The sequence below is a fragment of the Qipengyuania qiaonensis genome (assembly GCF_019711515.1).
GTDB classification, from domain to species: Bacteria; Pseudomonadota; Alphaproteobacteria; order Sphingomonadales; family Sphingomonadaceae; genus Qipengyuania; species Qipengyuania qiaonensis.
This window is the reverse complement of record NZ_JAIGNO010000001.1, coordinates 419016-435371: the sequence shown is the minus strand read 5'-3', so window position 1 is coordinate 435371 and position 16356 is coordinate 419016. Positions and strand designations below refer to the sequence as shown.

Annotated in this window: 14 protein-coding genes; 8 read left to right on the top strand and 6 right to left on the bottom strand. The window is 60.7% G+C overall.

All coding sequences use genetic code 11. The annotated features are described in order from the left end of the window. Positions 1–10 precede the first annotated feature (10 nt). Positions 11–1240, bottom strand: a complete 1230-nt coding sequence (gene tyrS / locus K3174_RS02080; protein ID WP_221555233.1) for a tyrosine--tRNA ligase — start codon at positions 1238–1240, stop codon at positions 11–13. A 32-nt stretch (positions 1241–1272) separates the two neighbouring features. Between tyrS and K3174_RS02075 the strand changes: the two genes are divergently transcribed. The 3 genes from K3174_RS02075 to K3174_RS02065 all read left to right on the top strand — a co-directional run bounded on the left by K3174_RS02075 (position 1273) and on the right by K3174_RS02065 (position 4450). Next, positions 1273–1815: a DOMON-like domain-containing protein gene (locus tag K3174_RS02075; RefSeq protein WP_221555232.1), complete on the top strand. Its 543-nt coding sequence runs from the start codon at positions 1273–1275 to the stop codon at positions 1813–1815. Then, on the top strand, positions 1812–3014 hold the full coding sequence (locus K3174_RS02070; RefSeq protein WP_221555231.1) for an exo-beta-N-acetylmuramidase NamZ family protein: 1203 nt from the start codon (positions 1812–1814) through the stop codon (positions 3012–3014). The genes K3174_RS02075 and K3174_RS02070 overlap by 4 nt, the downstream gene beginning before the upstream one ends. Before the next feature lie 146 nt (positions 3015–3160). Further along, on the top strand, positions 3161–4450 hold the full coding sequence (locus K3174_RS02065) for a spinster family MFS transporter (RefSeq protein WP_221555230.1): 1290 nt from the start codon (positions 3161–3163) through the stop codon (positions 4448–4450). Here the strand turns inward: K3174_RS02065 and K3174_RS02060 are convergent. Together K3174_RS02060 and K3174_RS02055 are read right to left on the bottom strand one after the other, a co-directional pair. Continuing rightward, the gene (locus tag K3174_RS02060) at positions 4447–5280 is read right to left on the bottom strand and encodes a DUF817 domain-containing protein (RefSeq protein WP_221555229.1); all 834 of its coding nucleotides are present in this window, start codon (positions 5278–5280) and stop codon (positions 4447–4449) included. The genes K3174_RS02065 and K3174_RS02060 overlap by 4 nt on opposite strands. Before the next feature lies 1 nt (position 5281). Continuing rightward, positions 5282–6466 carry a vWA domain-containing protein gene (locus tag K3174_RS02055; RefSeq protein WP_221555228.1) on the bottom strand — a complete coding sequence of 395 codons (1185 nt, stop codon included), beginning with the start codon at positions 6464–6466 and terminating at the stop codon, positions 5282–5284. A gap of 115 nt (positions 6467–6581) precedes the next feature. Between K3174_RS02055 and K3174_RS02050 the strand changes: the two genes are divergently transcribed. Then, on the top strand, positions 6582–8000 hold the full coding sequence (locus tag K3174_RS02050) for a methyl-accepting chemotaxis protein (protein ID WP_247711809.1): 1419 nt from the start codon (positions 6582–6584) through the stop codon (positions 7998–8000). A 49-nt stretch (positions 8001–8049) separates the two neighbouring features. Here the strand turns inward: K3174_RS02050 and K3174_RS02045 are convergent, their stop codons facing one another. Further along, the gene (locus K3174_RS02045) at positions 8050–8916 is read right to left on the bottom strand and encodes an AAA family ATPase (RefSeq protein ID WP_221555227.1); all 867 of its coding nucleotides are present in this window, start codon (positions 8914–8916) and stop codon (positions 8050–8052) included. Between the two features lie 401 nt (positions 8917–9317). Here K3174_RS02045 and K3174_RS02040 point away from each other — a divergent pair, with 401 nt between their 5' ends. Continuing rightward, positions 9318–10544: a bifunctional alpha/beta hydrolase/OsmC family protein gene (locus K3174_RS02040; RefSeq protein WP_221555226.1), complete on the top strand. Its 1227-nt coding sequence runs from the start codon at positions 9318–9320 to the stop codon at positions 10542–10544. Between the two features lie 38 nt (positions 10545–10582). Further along, entirely contained in the window at positions 10583–11785 is a 1203-nt protein-coding gene (locus tag K3174_RS02035) for a glycosyltransferase family 87 protein (protein ID WP_221555225.1), read from the top strand. Between the two features lie 129 nt (positions 11786–11914). Here the strand turns inward: K3174_RS02035 and parE are convergent, their stop codons facing one another. Together parE and K3174_RS02025 are read right to left on the bottom strand one after the other, a co-directional pair. Then, on the bottom strand, positions 11915–13891 hold the full coding sequence (parE, locus tag K3174_RS02030) for a DNA topoisomerase IV subunit B (protein ID WP_221555224.1): 1977 nt from the start codon (positions 13889–13891) through the stop codon (positions 11915–11917). A gap of 64 nt (positions 13892–13955) precedes the next feature. Next, positions 13956–15113, bottom strand: a complete 1158-nt coding sequence (locus K3174_RS02025; RefSeq protein ID WP_221555223.1) for a penicillin-binding protein activator — start codon at positions 15111–15113, stop codon at positions 13956–13958. A gap of 37 nt (positions 15114–15150) precedes the next feature. Here K3174_RS02025 and rsmI point away from each other — a divergent pair, with 37 nt between their 5' ends. Together rsmI and K3174_RS02015 are read left to right on the top strand one after the other, a co-directional pair. Then, positions 15151–16005 (top strand): 16S rRNA (cytidine(1402)-2'-O)-methyltransferase, encoded by an 855-nt coding sequence (gene rsmI / locus K3174_RS02020; RefSeq protein WP_345719566.1) that lies wholly within the window; start codon positions 15151–15153, stop codon positions 16003–16005. After that, positions 16002–16352 (top strand): YraN family protein, encoded by a 351-nt coding sequence (locus K3174_RS02015; RefSeq protein WP_221555221.1) that lies wholly within the window; start codon positions 16002–16004, stop codon positions 16350–16352. Before rsmI ends, K3174_RS02015 begins: the two co-directional genes overlap by 4 nt. The last annotated feature ends 4 nt before the right edge of the window (positions 16353–16356 follow it).

Below are 16356 nucleotides of genomic sequence, written 5' to 3'. Positions count from 1 at the left end.
TTCGTCGATCCTAGCGACGGATAATCGCATGCTTCTTCTTGCCCAGGCTGAGCTTGGCTTCCGCGCCGGCGGTGACGGTAACGAGATGGCCGGGATCGGTTATTGGCTCGCCATCTAGTTTGACGGCGCCTTCGGCCAGCTTACGCTTGGCCTCGCCATTGGAGGCCGTGAAGCCGAGTGCCGTCAGCACCGCGCCGATACGCATGCCGTCAACGCCGACCTCTAGTGTGGGAAGGTCCGTACCTGTCCCGCCTCCGGCGAATGTCTCCGAAGCAGTACGCTCCGCAAGAATTGTCGCCTCCTCACCCCGAACCAGTTTGGTTACTTCGTTGGCAAGAACCGTCTTGGCTCGGTTGATGTCCGAACCCTCAAGCACTTCCAGTGTGGCGATTTCTTCCAAAGGAAGGTCGGTGAACAGCCGCAGGAAGCGACCGACATCGCGATCGTCGACATTGCGCCAGTATTGCCAGAAATCATAGTTCGGCAACTGGGCCTCGTTAAGCCATACAGCCCCCGCTGCGGTTTTGCCCATCTTGGCTCCATCGGCCGTTGTGAGCAGCGGAGTGGTCAAACCGAACAGTTCGCTCCCATCCATACGACGGCCGAGTTCCATGCCGTTGACGATGTTGCCCCACTGGTCGCTGCCACCCATCTGGAGTCGCGCGCCCATTTCCAGCGATAGATGCCTGAAGTCATATCCTTGCAGGATCATGTAGTTGAATTCGAGGAAGGTCATCGGCTGTTCACGCTCAAGGCGAAGGCGAACCGAGTCGAATGTCAGCATGCGATTGACCGTGAAATGCGTGCCGACTTTCTGGAGCATCTCGATGTAGCCAAGACCGCTCAGCCAATCCTGATTATTGACCATAACCGCATCGGTGGGACCGTCACCGAAAACAAGCAGACGCTCGAAGACCGTGCGTATGCCTGCGATGTTTTCGTCAATCACCTGATCGGTCAGCATCTTGCGACTCTCGTCGCGCCCGGTTGGATCTCCGATGCGTGTGGTCCCGCCGCCCATCAATACGATCGGTTTATGGCCCGTCTGCTGCAGACGACGCAGCATCATGATCTGTACCAGACTGCCGATATGAAGCGACGGCGCAGTGGCATCGAAGCCGATATATGCCGGCACGACCTGCTGCGCCACAAGTGCATCGAGGCCAGCCGGATCGGTGATCTGGTGGATGTATCCGCGCTGATCGAGCACGCGCAATAGGTCGGACTGATAGTTGCTCATGACGAAGCGCCCGCTAGCAGGTAAGAGGCGGCATGCAAACGTATCGATTGGAGCCGCATTCGGCCCACCCTCCACTTGCCGTAACCAGCATCGAAGCGCGCGTAATCGGCAGAGACGAAAACTGGTTGCGGCTGCGCTGGCGGATTGAAGGTTCAGTCAATCTTGTCGTACCCGCGTTTGCGGGCAAGGGCAGGGCCGACGAGTTATGGCAGACTACCTGCTTCGAACTCTTCCTTCGACCGGAGCAGGGAACACCCTATTGCGAGTTCAACCTTTCGCCTTCCGAGCGTTGGAATGCCTATGATTTCGACAGTCGCCGCCAGGGCATGACCGAACGCCGCATGCCACGCGAACCCGACTGTACGATCCGCTTGGGTAGTACCTTCGCCATCTTCGATTCAGCCTTGCCGGTTGCGGGATTACCGCATGTAGATTGCGCGATGGCTCTCACCTGCGTGATCGAGGAGACGGACAGTCGCAAAAGCTATTGGGCCCTGCAACATTCGGGCGCTGAACCGGATTTCCACGATCCGGCTTGCTTCACTGCCCACCTTGCGGCACCCAGCGCCACATGAAATTCGGCATCGACAGACTCATCACAGACGAAGAATTACGCAAGCCGCTGGAAGGCAAAAGAGTTGCGCTTGTGGCACATCCGGCTTCTGTCACGGTCGGTCTGGACCATTCGCTTGATGCGTTGATCGAACGCCGTGTGAACGTAACTTCCGCTTTCGGACCACAACATGGGCTGAAAGGCGATAAACAGGACAATATGGTCGAAACCGCGGACGAAACCGATCCGCAATACGGTATCCCAATCTTCAGCCTCTATGGCGAAGTCCGTCGCCCGACAGGCCAGATGATGTCCAGCGCGGATGTATTCCTGTTCGACCTTCAGGATCTGGGGTGTCGCATCTACACTTTCGTCACCACACTGCTCTATCTGCTCGAGGAAGCGGCGAAACTGGGCAAAAGCGTATGGGTGCTCGACCGGCCGAACCCCGCAGGCGGACCGGTCGAAGGGACGCTGCTATTGCCCGGAGCGGAAAGTTTTGTCGGCGCGGCACCCATGGTCATGCGGCACGGCCTGACCATGGGCGAAATGGCTAAGTGGTTCGTCGATCACTTCAAGCTCGATGTCGATCTGAAGATCATCGAAATGAGCGGCTGGAAACCCGGGCACCCTGCCGGTTACGGGTGGCCGGAAAACCGTATCTGGATCAATCCCAGTCCTAATGCCGCCAATCTCAACATGGCGCGTGCCTATGCCGGCACGGTTATGCTGGAAGGTACAACGCTGAGCGAGGGCAGGGGAACCACCCGGCCGCTCGAAGTCCTGTTCGGCGCACCCGACGTCGATGCGAAGGCAGTTCTGGCGGAAATGCGACGCATTGCGCCGATGTGGTTGCGGGGCTGCGCAATTCGCGAATGCTGGTTCGAACCTACCTTCCACAAACATGCAGGAACGCTCTGCAACGGTCTGATGATTCACGCCGAAGGCAAATTCTACGATCATCATGCCTTCCAGCCCTGGCGTCTCCAGGCTCTCGCCTTCAAGGCGATCCGCAATCTGTATCCGGACTATCCGCTTTGGCGCGATTTCCCGTACGAGTATGAATTCGACCGCCTGGCCATCGATGTCATCAATGGCGGGCCGGCATTGCGCGAATGGGTGGACGACGGCGAGGCGGCACCCGACGATCTGGACGAAGTGGCAAGCGCTGACGAAGCGGCCTGGCGCGAAACCATCTCAGGGCATCTGATCTACAGCTAAGCACATGTTGCCGACGGGAAAGGATTTCCGCAGCAGTATGACCCGACCTGATCTTCGATTTTCGACCAACGGCCTTGACGAAATGGCGTAATCAGGGAAGCTTGCCGGAAAGCGACGGGCATACCCGCGCTTCTGGAGAGATAATAATGGCGACTGCGGCAGCACGGCAGACCGGCGGATCGGTCAGGGTTACCCTGTGGATTCTTCTGGTCGTCTACATCTTCAATTTTATCGACCGTCAGATCGTCAACATCCTGGCCGAACCGATCCGGATCGAACTGGGATTGAGTGATACGGAGATCGGATTGATGACCGGTCTGGCCTTCGCACTGTTCTATACCGTGCTGGGTCTGCCGATCGCCCGCTTCTCCGACCGGCCCTCGACCAATCGCCCGTGGCTGATCGGCGGAGCTCTGGCGATCTGGTCTGCGATGACGGCACTCTGCGGACTGGCGCAGAATTTCATCCAGCTGCTGCTGGCGCGGATCGGTGTGGGGATAGGTGAAGCAGGCTGCACGCCGCCTGCGCATTCCCTGATCGCCGACCTCGTCGAACCTGCCAAGCGCTCCTCGGCTCTGGCATTCTACGCGCTCGGGATTCCCATCGGCACGCTTCTGGGCATGCTTATCGGTGGAATCCTTGCCGATACGGTGGGGTGGAGAAACGCGTTCCTGATCGTCGGCCTGCCGGGCATTCTGCTGGCCGTTATCGTCTTCATGACGCTCAGGGATCCGCGACGCTCAGGGGCGACAGTGCAGGCTATAGCGGCGCAATCGACCGGGCAGATGCCGATGAAGGATGCGCTCAAAGCGATGTTCAGTTCGCGGGCATTCGTGCTGCTGGTCACGGCAGGTTCCGCCGCGGCCTTTCTGGCCTATGGCAAGGTGACCTGGATCACCATATTCTTCCAGCGAACGCACGGGCTGACGCCCGGCGAAGTCGGGTTCTGGTTCGGGGTCGTCAATGGTGCGGCCGGTATCGCCGGAACCGTTCTGGGGGGATATCTCGCCGACAAGTTCGGGTCGGAGAACCGCCGTCACGTCCTGACCGCCCCGGCACTCGGAATGGTCTTCACGATACCGTTTGCGTTGCTGGCATTCATGACCGACGACTGGTTTCTAGCCCTGTTCCTTCTCATAATCCCGACGCTCTGCAATTCGCTCTATTACGGTCCGACATATTCGAGCGTGCAGGGGCTCGTACCTCTCAGGGCAAGGGCCATCGCGGCGGCGGTGCTGCTGTTTTTCCAGAACCTGATCGGCCTCGGCCTCGGCCCGTTGTTCTTCGGCATCCTGTCGGACCTTCTCCAGCCTACCTATGGCGAAGAGAGCGTTCGATACGTGCTCTACGGTGCCACATTCCTCGGTGTGGTTCCGGCCTTTTTCTTCTGGCGATGCTCGCTCAGGCTGAATGACGAACTCGACAAAAAGGACTAATCCGGTTCCCTGACCGGTGATACGAGCTCGACCAGTACGAAGCTGATGAGCATCAGCAGGAACCAGCTGCCGAGCTTGGCCAGGCTTACCATTTTCCAGCCATTCTCCTGCCCCGGATAAGTCCAGGCACGGGCGAACGTGCCGATATTCTCCGCGCCCCAGATGAACAATGCGACGAGCAAGAAGCCCAGCAGCAAGGGCATCCAGCGATGCTCGCGCCAGTTGCGGAAATGGATTCTGGTCTTCCAGAACAGCAGGATCGTCGCTGCGAACAGTGCCATCCTGATATCGGGCAGCCAGTGATGCGCAAAGAAGTTGATATAGATCGCGGCGGCGAGCACCCAAGTCGCCCAGCGCGACGGATAACCGGTGTAACGAAAATCGAAGATACGCCAGACGCGCGCGATATAGCTGCCGACGGCGGCATACATGAAGCCTGAAAACAGCGGTACCGCGCCGATATGCAGCACGCTGGCCTCGGGATAGATCCACGAGCCCGCGGCGGTCTTGAACAGCTCCATCACCGTGCCGACCACGTGGAAGATCAGGATGACTTTGGCTTCCGCCCACGTCTCCAGGCGAAAAGCCAGCATCGCGCCCTGAATGGCGACGGCAGAAAGCGTAAGGAAATCGTAGCGATGGAGCGGTGCGCTTTCGGGATACAAGAAATGCGTCGCCAGAAGCAGCGCCAGCATCAATGCGCCGAAGAGGCAGGCCCAACCCTGTTTGAAGCCGAATAGCAGGAACTCATAGAGCCACAGCCGCCAACCCGTCCCCGGATCGAATCTTTCGAGGCGAAGGCGGATCGCCTCGAAGCGTGAATGCTTCAAATCACGCGCCCGTTTTGCGGCTCAGTTCGCGCATCGCGTCGTCCAGCCCGTCAAGCGTCAGCGGATACATGCGGTCGTTCACTAGCTGCTTCATCACCTTGGTCGACTGCGAATAGCTCCACTGCTTCTCGGGCACGGGGTTGAGCCACACCGTCGCAGGATAGGTATTGGTCAGGCGCTGCATCCAGGTGGCGCCGGCTTCCTCATTCATATGCTCGACGCTTCCGCCCGGATGGGTGATTTCGTAGGGGCTCATGGCGGCATCGCCGACGAAAATCACCTTGTAGTCATGCCCGTATTTGTGGAGCACGTCCCAGGTCTTGGTGCGCTCCTGCCAGCGGCGACGGTTGTCCTTCCAGACGCCTTCGTAGAGGCAGTTGTGGAAGTAGAAGAATTCGAGATTCTTGAACTCCGCCGTGGCCGCGCTGAACAGTTCCTCGCACAGCTTGATGAACGGGTCCATCGACCCGCCGACGTCAAGGAACAGCAGCAGTTTTACCGCATTGTGGCGTTCCGGGCGCATATGGATGTCGAGCCAGCCCTGCTTGGCCGTGCCTTCGATGGTCGCATCGAGGTCAAGTTCGTCCGCCGCCCCCTCGCGCGCGAAGCGCCGCAGGCGCCGGAGCGCCATCTTGATGTTACGTGTGCCCAGTTCCTTTGTGCTGTCGAGATTCTTGAACTCACGCTTGTCCCACACCTTGAGCGCACGCTTGTGGCGGCTTTCCCCGCCGATCCGCACGCCTTCGGGATTGTAACCCGAATTGCCGAAGGGCGAGGTGCCTCCGGTGCCGATCCATTTGTTGCCGCCCTGATGGCGCTTTTCCTGTTCTTCGAGCCGCTTCTTCAGCGTCTCCATGATCTCGTCCCAGTCACCCAGAGATTTGATCTTCTCCATTTCCTCGGCAGAAAGGAATTTCTCGGCGACTGCCTTGAGCCAGTCTTCGGGCACATCGACCGGGTTCTGGCCGTAATCGGTGAGGATGCCCTTGAAAACCTTCTGAAAGACCTGATCGAACCGGTCGAGCAGGCCTTCGTCCTTCACGAAGGTTGCGCGGCTGAGATAATAGAACGCCTCTGGCGATTGCTCGATGACATCGCGATCGAGTGCCTCGATCAGCGTGAGATGTTCCTTGAAGCTCGCGGGAATTCCCGCAGAACGCAGCTCGTCGACGAAATTGAAGAACATGAACATGGTCTAGCGGGAAGCTCAGGTCTGCGCCAGAGCGCGTTTTTCTGCGAACTGCGCCGACTTAACTGTCCGCTAACCATCCTGTCGTAGATGGCAGATTGAACAAGATCAGATGGGGGTCATCACTCACATGGAACTCAGTGCGATCGATGCCCGCGGCGCATCGGCCCTCGACAAGATTCCAGAGGCTTGCGGCAAGGTAACCGTGGGATGCTCGGACGTGGCGGGCATCGTCCAGGGAGTGATCGATTCCTTCGGACATCTGCGCAGCGAGTATGTCGAGTTGCAGGGTACGGTCCGTGCGCTGGACGAAGATCAGAGCAAGGTCCTGGAAGCGAGCGACGAAGCGCGCCTGCTGTCCGAGAGAGCGATCGAACGTCTCAACGATGGCACGACGATGATCAGCAGTTCGCTGAACGAAATCGGCAACCTCCTCAGCCTCGTCGAAACGCTGACCGAGCACGTCACCGGCTTTGCGGCGGCGATGGATCAGGTCCGCCGTTCGAGCCAGGAAATCGACCAGATCGCCGAGACCACCAATATCCTCGCGCTGAACGCCACGATCGAAGCGATGCGCGCCGGCGAGCAGGGCCGCACTTTCGCCGTTGTCGCCAACGAGGTGAAGACGCTGGCCAGCGAAACCCGCAAGGCGACCGAAGAGATCGGTCGCACGATCGATACGCTGGGCAGCGAGGCCGAGCAGGTCATCGAAAAGATCCAGAGCGGGGCAGCCGCCAGCACTCAGGCCAAGAACTCCGTCGGGTCGATTGAAGATACGATGCGCAGCGTCACGGAACTGCTGATCGAAGTGGACGGCCAGCAGGACCAGATCGCGCGCAACACCGCGACGATTTCGGACCATGTTCATCGCGTACAAGACGTGCTGGGCGATTTCGATGGTGCCGTCAGCGAGAACGAGAGCAAGCTTGCCGCTGCCCACACGCGTATGGAAGACCTCGAACTGATCGCCAGCGACATGTTCGACAAGCTCGTCAAGGCGGGGCTTTCGCCGCAGGACAGCACCATGGTCGAAAAGGCCCAGGGACATGCGCAGGAAATTGTTACGCTGGCCGAGCAGGCCATCGCGTCAGGCGAACTGACGATGGATCAGCTCTTCGACCGGGACTACCGGCAAGTCCCTGGCACCAATCCGCCCCTTTATCGCACCAGCCTGAGCGATTGGGCCGACATAAACTGGCGACCGGTGAACGATAGGGTCAGCGGCGGTGGCGGTGCGGTGATCATGTGCTCGCAGGCGGACATGAACGGTTTCCTGCCCACGCATGTCACCGATCATTCCCGCAGGCCCACCGGCGAGCTTGCCCACGACACGAAATATTGCCGCAACGGCCGGATCATCCTCGAAGGGATCGACCACGTCGCAAAAGCGACGACCGACCCTTACACGATGGCCGTGTATCGTCAGGAAGGCGACGGCAAGAACTACATCGTGGTGCGCAACGTCTACATCCCCGTCTATATCGGCGGTCGCCGCTGGGGGGATTTCGAACTGGCCTACAGCTTCCGCTGATCCCGACGGGCATTGTCGGTCGAAGGTGTCGAGCGCCAGCGCCCGAGCGCTACTGCTGCCGCCGCGCCATGAAGGCAAGCCGTTCGAACATCATCACATCCTGTTCGTTCTTGAGCAGCGCGCCATGAAGCGGCGGGATCGCGGCATTGGGATTCGCGTCCTGCAGCACCTCGATCGGCATGTCCTCGTTCAGCAGCAGCTTCAACCAGTCGAGCAGTTCGCTGGTGCTGGGCTTCTTCTTGAGCCCCGGCACATCGCGGATCTCGTAGAAGATCTCCATCGCCTTGGTGACGAGGTTTTTCTGGATGCCGGGGAAGTGCACCTCGATGATGTCGCGCATCGTCTCGGTATCGGGGAACTTGATGTAGTGGAAGAAACAGCGGCGCAGGAATGCGTCGGGCAGTTCCTTCTCGTTGTTCGAAGTGATGACCACGATCGGGCGTTTCTTGGCCTCGACCCGCGTATGCGTCTCGTAAACGTCGAAGCTCATACGATCGAGTTCCTGCAACAGATCGTTGGGGAATTCGATATCGGCCTTGTCGATCTCATCGATCAGCAACACCGGGAGCTGTTTGGACGTGAACGCCTCCCACAGCTTGCCCTTCTTGATGTAGTTCGAAATGTCGTGGACCCGCTCGTCGCCCAACTGGCCATCGCGCAGGCGCGCGACCGCATCGTATTCGTACAGACCCTGCTGGGCCTTGGTGGTCGACTTGACGTTCCATTCGATCAACGGGGCATCTATGGCCTTGGCGATTTCATGTGCGAGGACCGTCTTGCCCGTGCCCGGTTCGCCCTTGACGAGGAGCGGGCGGCGCAGCGTTACAGCGGCATTGACCGCAACCTTGAGGTCTTCGGTGGCGATATAGGATTTCGTTCCCTCGAAACGGGCCGGCTCGCTGGTCTGGTCGGTCATCGGTTTTCCCTTGTAACTTTACGTAAGCGTTAGGGGGCAGCGCGGGGAAGGGCAAGAGCGGGAACCACGCGGCTGTCCATGTGGACCGCTAAAGGGGGTATTTTCAAAAACTCGAAACTATCGAATAATTGTATTATATCAGTATTTTGTCGGATATTCTCGTCCACGCATTGTCACCTTCGCCTCCAGCTCGCTACAGACCGCCTGCCAGCTTTGCCGAATAATCGCTGCGCTATTCGACAGAGCGGTCGAACCGGCTCTATGGCCGATTGCCGAAGTGTAGGAAAATTCTGCCTGCTCGCCGACCCGGTCGCGGAATCTCAGCCGGGCCGTAACCCTTGCGCAAGCTTCGCGCGTATTATCGCAAAGACGACTATTCCCGGGGGCCACAAGGACGATCCATGCCGACCGAAACCATCACCATCGCGACCGACGCCGGGCACGACCTGAAAGGCTCGCTGGAACTGCCGACCGGGCTGGTTCGGGGCGCCGCGCTGTTCGCACATTGCTTTACCTGCACGCGGCAGAGCAAGGCTGCGGTGACGGTGGCAAGGGCTCTGGCGAAAGAGGGCATCGCCTGCCTGCGGTTCGACTTTACCGGCCTCGGCGGGAGCGAGGGTGAATTCGGTCGGGCCGGCTTTGCCGCCGATGTCGCGGACCTCGTAGCTGCAGGGCGCAACTTGCTCGATCGCTTTGCCCAGCCGATCCTCCTTGTCGGACACAGCCTTGGCGGCGCGGCGGTGCTGGCGGCTGCGGACGATATCGGGTTCGACGGGGTCGCAGCCATTGCGACCATCGCCGCGCCAAGCGACGTGCCGCACGTTCTGCAGCGGATCGAAGGCGATCTCGACGCAATCCGCGAGACGGGTACGGGGGAGGTAAGCATCGGCGGGCGCAATTTCGCGCTAAGCCGCGATTTCCTCGAGAAAGTCGAAAGTGTCGATCTGCTGGAAGAGGTCGCGCGGTTGAGACGACCCTTGCTGTTTCTCCATTCGCCGACCGATGCGATAGTCGGGATCGAGAATGCGAGCGCCCTGTTCGCCGCGGCGAAACATCCGAAAAGCTTCGTCAGTTTGGAGGGTGCCGACCACCTCCTGCTAAGGGAGACCGATGCTCAATTCGCCGCCAGCGTCATCGCGGCGTGGGCGACCCGTTACCTGCCCCTGCGTGACGACTGGCCGATGCCGGAGGAAGGCGTGGTGGTGAAAACCGGCCATGGCAAGTTCGGCACCGAGGTCCACACCAGAACCCATCACCTCATCGCAGACGAACCGCGGAGCTATGGCGGCGACGATAGCGGGCCGACACCCTACGACCTCCTCACCGCAGCGCTGGGTACCTGCACCGCGATGACGATGAAGATGTATGCCGACCGAAAGGGCTGGCCGCTCGATGGAGTAACGGTTCAAGTCACGCATGAACGCGACCATGCGGGCCATTGCGATCACGCCAAGGCTATGGCGGACGGCAAACGGATCCAGGCTCTCCATCGGCGGATCGCGCTACATGGCGAGAGCCTCGACGAAGAGCAGCGGCAACGCATCGTCGAAATCGCCGACAAGTGTCCGGTGCATCAAACGCTGGAAGGCGAGTTGCATATCGTGACGAGTAAATACGAGAGCGATTGATACGCTCGAGCCGCGCTGCTAGTCCCGAGCGAGGGGCCATGGGGAGCTTTTTCCATATATTGCGCAGCGCGGACTGGCTTACTGCAGACCGTGTAACCGCGGTTCTACGCCTCTTGGCGCTGTTGCAGGCGGGATTGGCGATTTGGCTGGTGGTCAACTCGAGCGGCGGAGTCGATTCTAACGGCCAACTGCTGGGTACGGATTTCGTCAGTTTCTGGACTAGCGGCAAGATGGTGCTCGACGGGCTCGATCCGTACGACATCTCGGCCCACATTGCGGCTCAACGGGAAGTCTACATCGCGCAAAACAGCTATGTGGGGTTCTTCTATCCACCATCCATTCTTCCTTTTTTTGTCCCCTTCGGTTTCACGGATTACATCCCCGCTCTCATTGTCTGGCTGGCGATCACCGGAGGTCTCTATCTGCTGGCCGTGCGCGCATGGGCACTGAGCCTGTGGGGGCGACCTCCCGGAGCGGTCTTGGTACTTGCGTCCCCGGCCTTATGGCTGTGTGTCGCTCATGGGCAGACGAGTTTTCTAGTCGCATTTCTGCTCGGTGCTGGCGTGCTACTGGTGGATCGGCGTCCGTGGCTGGCGGGCATCCTGTTCGGGCTCGCGACCATAAAGCCGCAAATGGGATTGCTGGTGCCGGTCGTGCTGCTGGCCTCGGGTCAATGGCGGGTAATCGTAGGCGCGGGGTTGGCTAGCGCCGGCCTCGCTTTGCTGGCATCCGGCATTGCCGGGCTGGACACCTGGAATGCCTGGCTGGCGACCGGAGATGTTGCACGCGCCGCCCTGACCGAGGGACAGATAGGGTTTGCCAAACTGCAAAGCACATTCTCGGCTTTGCGCCTCATGGGCGTGCCAGACGCAATTGCCATCGCAGTGCAGATCGCCTGTTCGTTAGGCGTCGCATCCGTCCTTGCATTTGCCGGATGGCGCAACGGCTGGTCTGTCGGCCTCGGTGCGACCATGCTGGCTGGCACGATGGTGGCTACGCCCTTCGTGCTCGACTATGACTTCGTGCTGCTGGCGTTCCCGCTGATGTTTCTGGCAACCGACGGCTTTCGTCCGTGGGAAAGGTTTCTCACGGCCGCGCTATTCGTCGCTCCTCTGTTTGCGCGCACAACCGGGCTCTATCTCGGCGTGCCGCTGCTTGCACCGCTAACCCTGGCGTTGTTCGCCGTGATGGCGACGCGTCTGTTTGCCGAGAGTAAGCGCAATGAGGCGATGACTGCCTAGATCACACGCGGCCGGCCAATCGAGATCGACGCGGCATAGTCTCGATTGTGGTATTTTCGGCGCCGACGTTTCCCAACATCTATCGTAGCATACGTCTATCGCGAAGGTCGCCGATACGTATGGCAAGGATCATGCGTCGATCATCTCGCGGTCGAACTCGCCGGCATTGTTCTGGATGAAGTTGAAGCGATGTTCGGGATTGCGGCCCATGAGCTGGTCGACCAGTTCCTTGACTACTGCCCGCTGCTCGAACTCCTGCGGCAGGGTGATGCGGATCAGGCTGCGGGTTTCGGGGTTCATCGTGGTTTCGCGCAGCTGCGACGGGTTCATTTCGCCCAGGCCCTTGAAGCGCCCGACTTCGACCTTTTTGCCCTTGAACACGGTTTCTTCCAGTTCGGCGCGATGCGCATCGTCGCGGGCGTAGCGGCTCTCCTTGCCGGCAGTCAGGCGATAGAGCGGCGGTTGTGCAAGATAGAGATGTCCGCCGCGCACGATCTCGGCCATTTCCTGGAAGAAAAAAGTCATCAGCAGCGTGGCGATATGCGCGCCGTCGACATCGGCGTCGGTCATGATGATGATACGGTCGTAGCGCAGGTTTTCCGGGTCGCAATCCTTGCGCGTGCCGCACCCCATCGCCAGCGTCAGATCGGCGATTTCGCTGTTCGCGCGGATCTTGTCGGCCGTCGCACTGGCGACGTTGAGGATCTTGCCGCGGATCGGCAGGATCGCCTGCGTTTTGCGGTCGCGCGCCTGCTTGGCGCTGCCGCCTGCCGAGTCCCCCTCGACGATGAACAGCTCCGTCTCGCCGTCGCCTTCGCCCGAGCAATCGGTCAGCTTGCCGGGCAGGCGCAGCTTCTTGGCATTGGTCGCGGTCTTGCGCTTGATCTCGCGTTCCTGCTTCCTTCGCAGGCGCTCGTCCATCCGCTCCATCACCTCGCCGAGCAGCGCCTTGCCGCGATCCATATTGTCGGCGAGAAAATGGTCGAAGTGGTCGCGCACCGCATTCTCGACGAGGCGGGCGGCCTCTGGCGAGGTCAGCCGGTCCTTGGTCTGACTCTGGAACTGCGGATCGCGGATAAAGACGCTGAGCATGATTTCGGCACCGGTCATCACGTCGTCGGCGGTGAGATCCTTGGCCTTCTTCGCACCCGTAAGTTCGCCGAAAGCGCGCAGGCCTTTGGTCAAGGCCGCGCGCAGACCCTGTTCGTGCGTGCCGCCATCGGGAGTAGGCACGGTGTTGCAGTACCAGCTGGTCGAGCCGTCCGAATAGAGCGGCCAAGCGATGGCCCATTCGACCCGGCCGGCTTCATCGGGAAAGTCCTGATTGCCGGCGAAGGGTTCGGCCGTGACGCATTCGCGACTGCCGACCTGTTCCGCCAGATGGTCCGCAAGGCCACCGGGGAACTTGAATACGGCCTCTGTCGGCACCTCTTCGCTTGCCAGGCTTTCTGCGCATCTCCAGCGGATCTCGACACCCGCGAAGAGGTAGGCCTTCGACCGCGCCAGCTTGAACAGGCGTTTCGGATTGAACTGCCGATCGCCGAATATTTCGACATCGGGGACGAAACTTACCGTGGTGCCGCGACGATTGGGGGTAGGGCCGAGCTGCTCAAGCTGGCCGAGCGTCTGGCCCTTCGAGAAGCTCTGCGCATAGAGTTGCCTGTCGCGCGCCACTTCGACGCGGGTATCGCTCGACAGCGCGTTCACTACCGACACGCCGACGCCGTGCAGGCCGCCGCTGGTGGCATAGGCCTTGCCCGAAAACTTGCCGCCCGAGTGCAGCGTGGAGAGGATCACTTCGAGCGTCGACTTGCCCGGATATTTCGGATGCTCGCCGACCGGGATGCCCCGGCCATTGTCCGCAACCGTAACGCGGTTGCCTTCTTCAAGGCGCAGCTCGATCCGCGTCGCATGGCCGGCGACCGCCTCGTCCATCGCGTTGTCGAGCACTTCCGCCACCAGATGGTGCAGCGCGCGATCGTCGGTCCCGCCGATATACATGCCCGGGCGGCGGCGCACGGGTTCGAGGCCCTCGAGGACCTCGATCGAGGAAGCGTCGTAATCGCCGCTGGCAGCTGGTGTGTTTTCGAACAGATCGTCGGACATGCCGGCAGCTATATCGCGCGGATTTGCGCAGCCACAAGCTCACCGGCGAGGTTATCCGCGCTGCTCAGAAGCGAGCCGGTGCATTGTCGACCACGACGACGGAACCATTGCGCACCTCGCGTACCTCGAAAGCGCGTTCGACCAGTCCGTCGCGCCCGAAGCGAAATGCGCCATCCAGACCCAGAAAGCCGTCCCGCGCCAGCAGCTCGCTTTCGGGGAAATCCTGTCCGACCCGCCAGTCGCGCGCGACCCGCAAGGTCAGCAGCACGGCGTCATAGCCGAGCGTGGCGATCCGATAGGGCTGGCTGCCGAAGCGTGCCTCGTAACTGTCGACGAAGCGTTTGTAGCGATTGTCCGACACAGCCGCGAACCATGCGCCCGTGAGCGCGGAGGAGCGCGTGACCGAGCTTTCGCCGCTCCACAGCTCGGTGCCCAGAACACGGGTCATGCTGCCGCCGCTGGGGTTGAGGACCCCAGCGGCCTGCGCTGCCAGGCGCGCACCATCGGCGATCAGGACCGCATCATAGCCGCCGTGCGATTTCAGGCGCTGGGCCGCGCTGACGATCGACGTGTTTCCGCGCGCATAACGCTCCGTCCAGGCAACTTCGCCGCCATAGGCCGATACGGCGCTTCGCATGGCTTCCTCGGCCCGGGCGCCATACTCGCCATCGGGCGCGAGGATCGCGAATCGCTGCGATCCTTTGCTACGGGCATACTGGATCGTGCGCATGATCGACTGGTCGGGGATCTGACCCATTATGAATACATCGCCGCCCGCTGCGTCGGTATCGTTCGAGAAGGAAATGACCGGCACATCCGCCGCGCGTGCCGGACCGACGACCGATGCGATGTTCGAACCCATGAGCGGGCCGAGTATCAGCTTGTTCCCCTCCTGAATCGCCTGCCTCGCCGCCGCTTCGGGACCTTTGGCGGTGTCGTATGTCGTGATGCGCAGATTGTTCGCATTGGTGTCGAGCAACGCCATGGTGGTGGCATTAGCGATCGACTGGCCGACTGCGCCGTTCTGTCCCGACATCGGGACCAGCAGCGCGATGCGATGCCGCGTCGCATCGCCGGGCAGGCTTTCGGTCGGCTCGGGAGCGGGCGTCTCGGCGACAGGTCCTGGTCGTTCGGCGCCCTTGGGGATGACCGAACAAGCCCCGAGCAGAGCCGCCAGCCCCACGGTCACAATTGCCCGACGGTCGAAAGTCCAGCGCTTCATCTTGCCGCGTCCCTCACTCTTGGTTCATGGGGGGAACGTGTCCGATCCATCCCCCTCCGAAGAATTTTCCCTTACACCGGGGCTCTATATAGTAGCCACCCCGATCGGCAACCTCGGCGATATCACGCTGCGCGCAATAGACATTCTGCGGCACTGTGACGGCATTGCCTGCGAAGACACGAGGGTCACAGGCAAGCTGCTCAAGCACCTGGGCATCTCGAAACCCATGTGGCGGTACGACGATCATAGCGAACACAAGGACCGGACGCGGCTTGTCGAATCGATGCGAACGCGCGCGGTCGCTCTGGTCAGCGATGCGGGAACGCCAATGGTGTCCGATCCCGGCTATCGCCTGGTCAACGATTGCCGGGCCGAGGGCATTCCCGTGACGGCATTGCCGGGCGCCTGCGCGGCGATTGCCGGGCTGGCTTTGTCGGGCCTGCCCAACGACCGTTTTCTTTTTGCCGGTTTTTTGCCGAGCAAGGACAAGGCACGGCGCGAAGTTCTCGAGGAGCTTGCCGCCGTGGACGCAACGCTGGTCTTCTATGAAACTGCGCCCCGACTCACCAAATCCCTGACCGCTATCGAGGCGTCATTGCCCAACCGCGAAGTTGCCGTGGCGCGCGAAATCACCAAGCTCCACGAAGAGGTTCGACGCAGCCTGCCATCCGGATTGCTGGCTTATTACGAAGCAAATCCGCCCAAGGGAGAGATCGTTCTTCTGGTGGGCCCGCCGCCCGAAAGCATCGCCAGCGAGGAAGATGCCGATGCACTGCTGATCGATGCGTTGCGAACCATGAAGGCCTCACAGGCTGCGGCTCAGGTGGCAAAGGCCACCGGCATGGATCGCAAAACCCTCTATGCGCGCGCGACGGAACTGCGTTCGGCATGAACCGCCAACTGGCCGAAAAAAGCGGTCGCGACGGTGAAGCCAGGGCGGCCTTCTGGCTGCGAGCCAAGGGATGGCAAATCCTCGACCAGCGGGTGAAGACCCCCGCCGGAGAAATCGACCTGGTCGTAAAACGTGGCGCGGTAGTCGCATTCGTGGAGGTCAAGTGGCGGAAAAAGCGGGCCGATCTCGATCATGCGATCGACGAATATCGCCTGTCCCGGGTCGCGGCAGCCGTCGAAGCCGTGGCCCATCGCTACGCCCTGAACGGGGAAGATATACGGATCGACGTGATCCTCCTTGCGCCGGGCAGTTTCCCTCGCCACATCGCGAATGCCTGGCAGCCTTAGTCGC

Excerpts from the sequence above, each read along its gene's own strand:
- K3174_RS02070 (WP_221555231.1), top strand. The coding sequence starts at position 1,812 with ATGAAATTCGGCATCGACAGACTCATCACAGACGAAGAATTACGCAAG.
- K3174_RS02055 (WP_221555228.1), bottom strand. The coding sequence starts at position 6,466 with ATGTTCTTCAATTTCGTCGACGAGCTGCGTTCTGCGGGAATTCCCGCG.
- K3174_RS02040 (WP_221555226.1), top strand. The coding sequence starts at position 9,318 with ATGCCGACCGAAACCATCACCATCGCGACCGACGCCGGGCACGACCTG.
- K3174_RS02075 (WP_221555232.1), top strand. The coding sequence starts at position 1,273 with ATGCAAACGTATCGATTGGAGCCGCATTCGGCCCACCCTCCACTTGCC.
- K3174_RS02015 (WP_221555221.1), top strand. The coding sequence starts at position 16,002 with ATGAACCGCCAACTGGCCGAAAAAAGCGGTCGCGACGGTGAAGCCAGG.
- K3174_RS02065 (WP_221555230.1), top strand. The coding sequence starts at position 3,161 with ATGGCGACTGCGGCAGCACGGCAGACCGGCGGATCGGTCAGGGTTACC.
- K3174_RS02045 (WP_221555227.1), bottom strand. The coding sequence starts at position 8,916 with ATGACCGACCAGACCAGCGAGCCGGCCCGTTTCGAGGGAACGAAATCC.
- tyrS (WP_221555233.1), bottom strand. The coding sequence starts at position 1,240 with ATGAGCAACTATCAGTCCGACCTATTGCGCGTGCTCGATCAGCGCGGA.
- K3174_RS02025 (WP_221555223.1), bottom strand. The coding sequence starts at position 15,113 with ATGAAGCGCTGGACTTTCGACCGTCGGGCAATTGTGACCGTGGGGCTG.
- parE (WP_221555224.1), bottom strand. The coding sequence starts at position 13,891 with ATGTCCGACGATCTGTTCGAAAACACACCAGCTGCCAGCGGCGATTAC.
- K3174_RS02035 (WP_221555225.1), top strand. The coding sequence starts at position 10,583 with ATGGGGAGCTTTTTCCATATATTGCGCAGCGCGGACTGGCTTACTGCA.
- K3174_RS02050 (WP_247711809.1), top strand. The coding sequence starts at position 6,582 with ATGGGGGTCATCACTCACATGGAACTCAGTGCGATCGATGCCCGCGGC.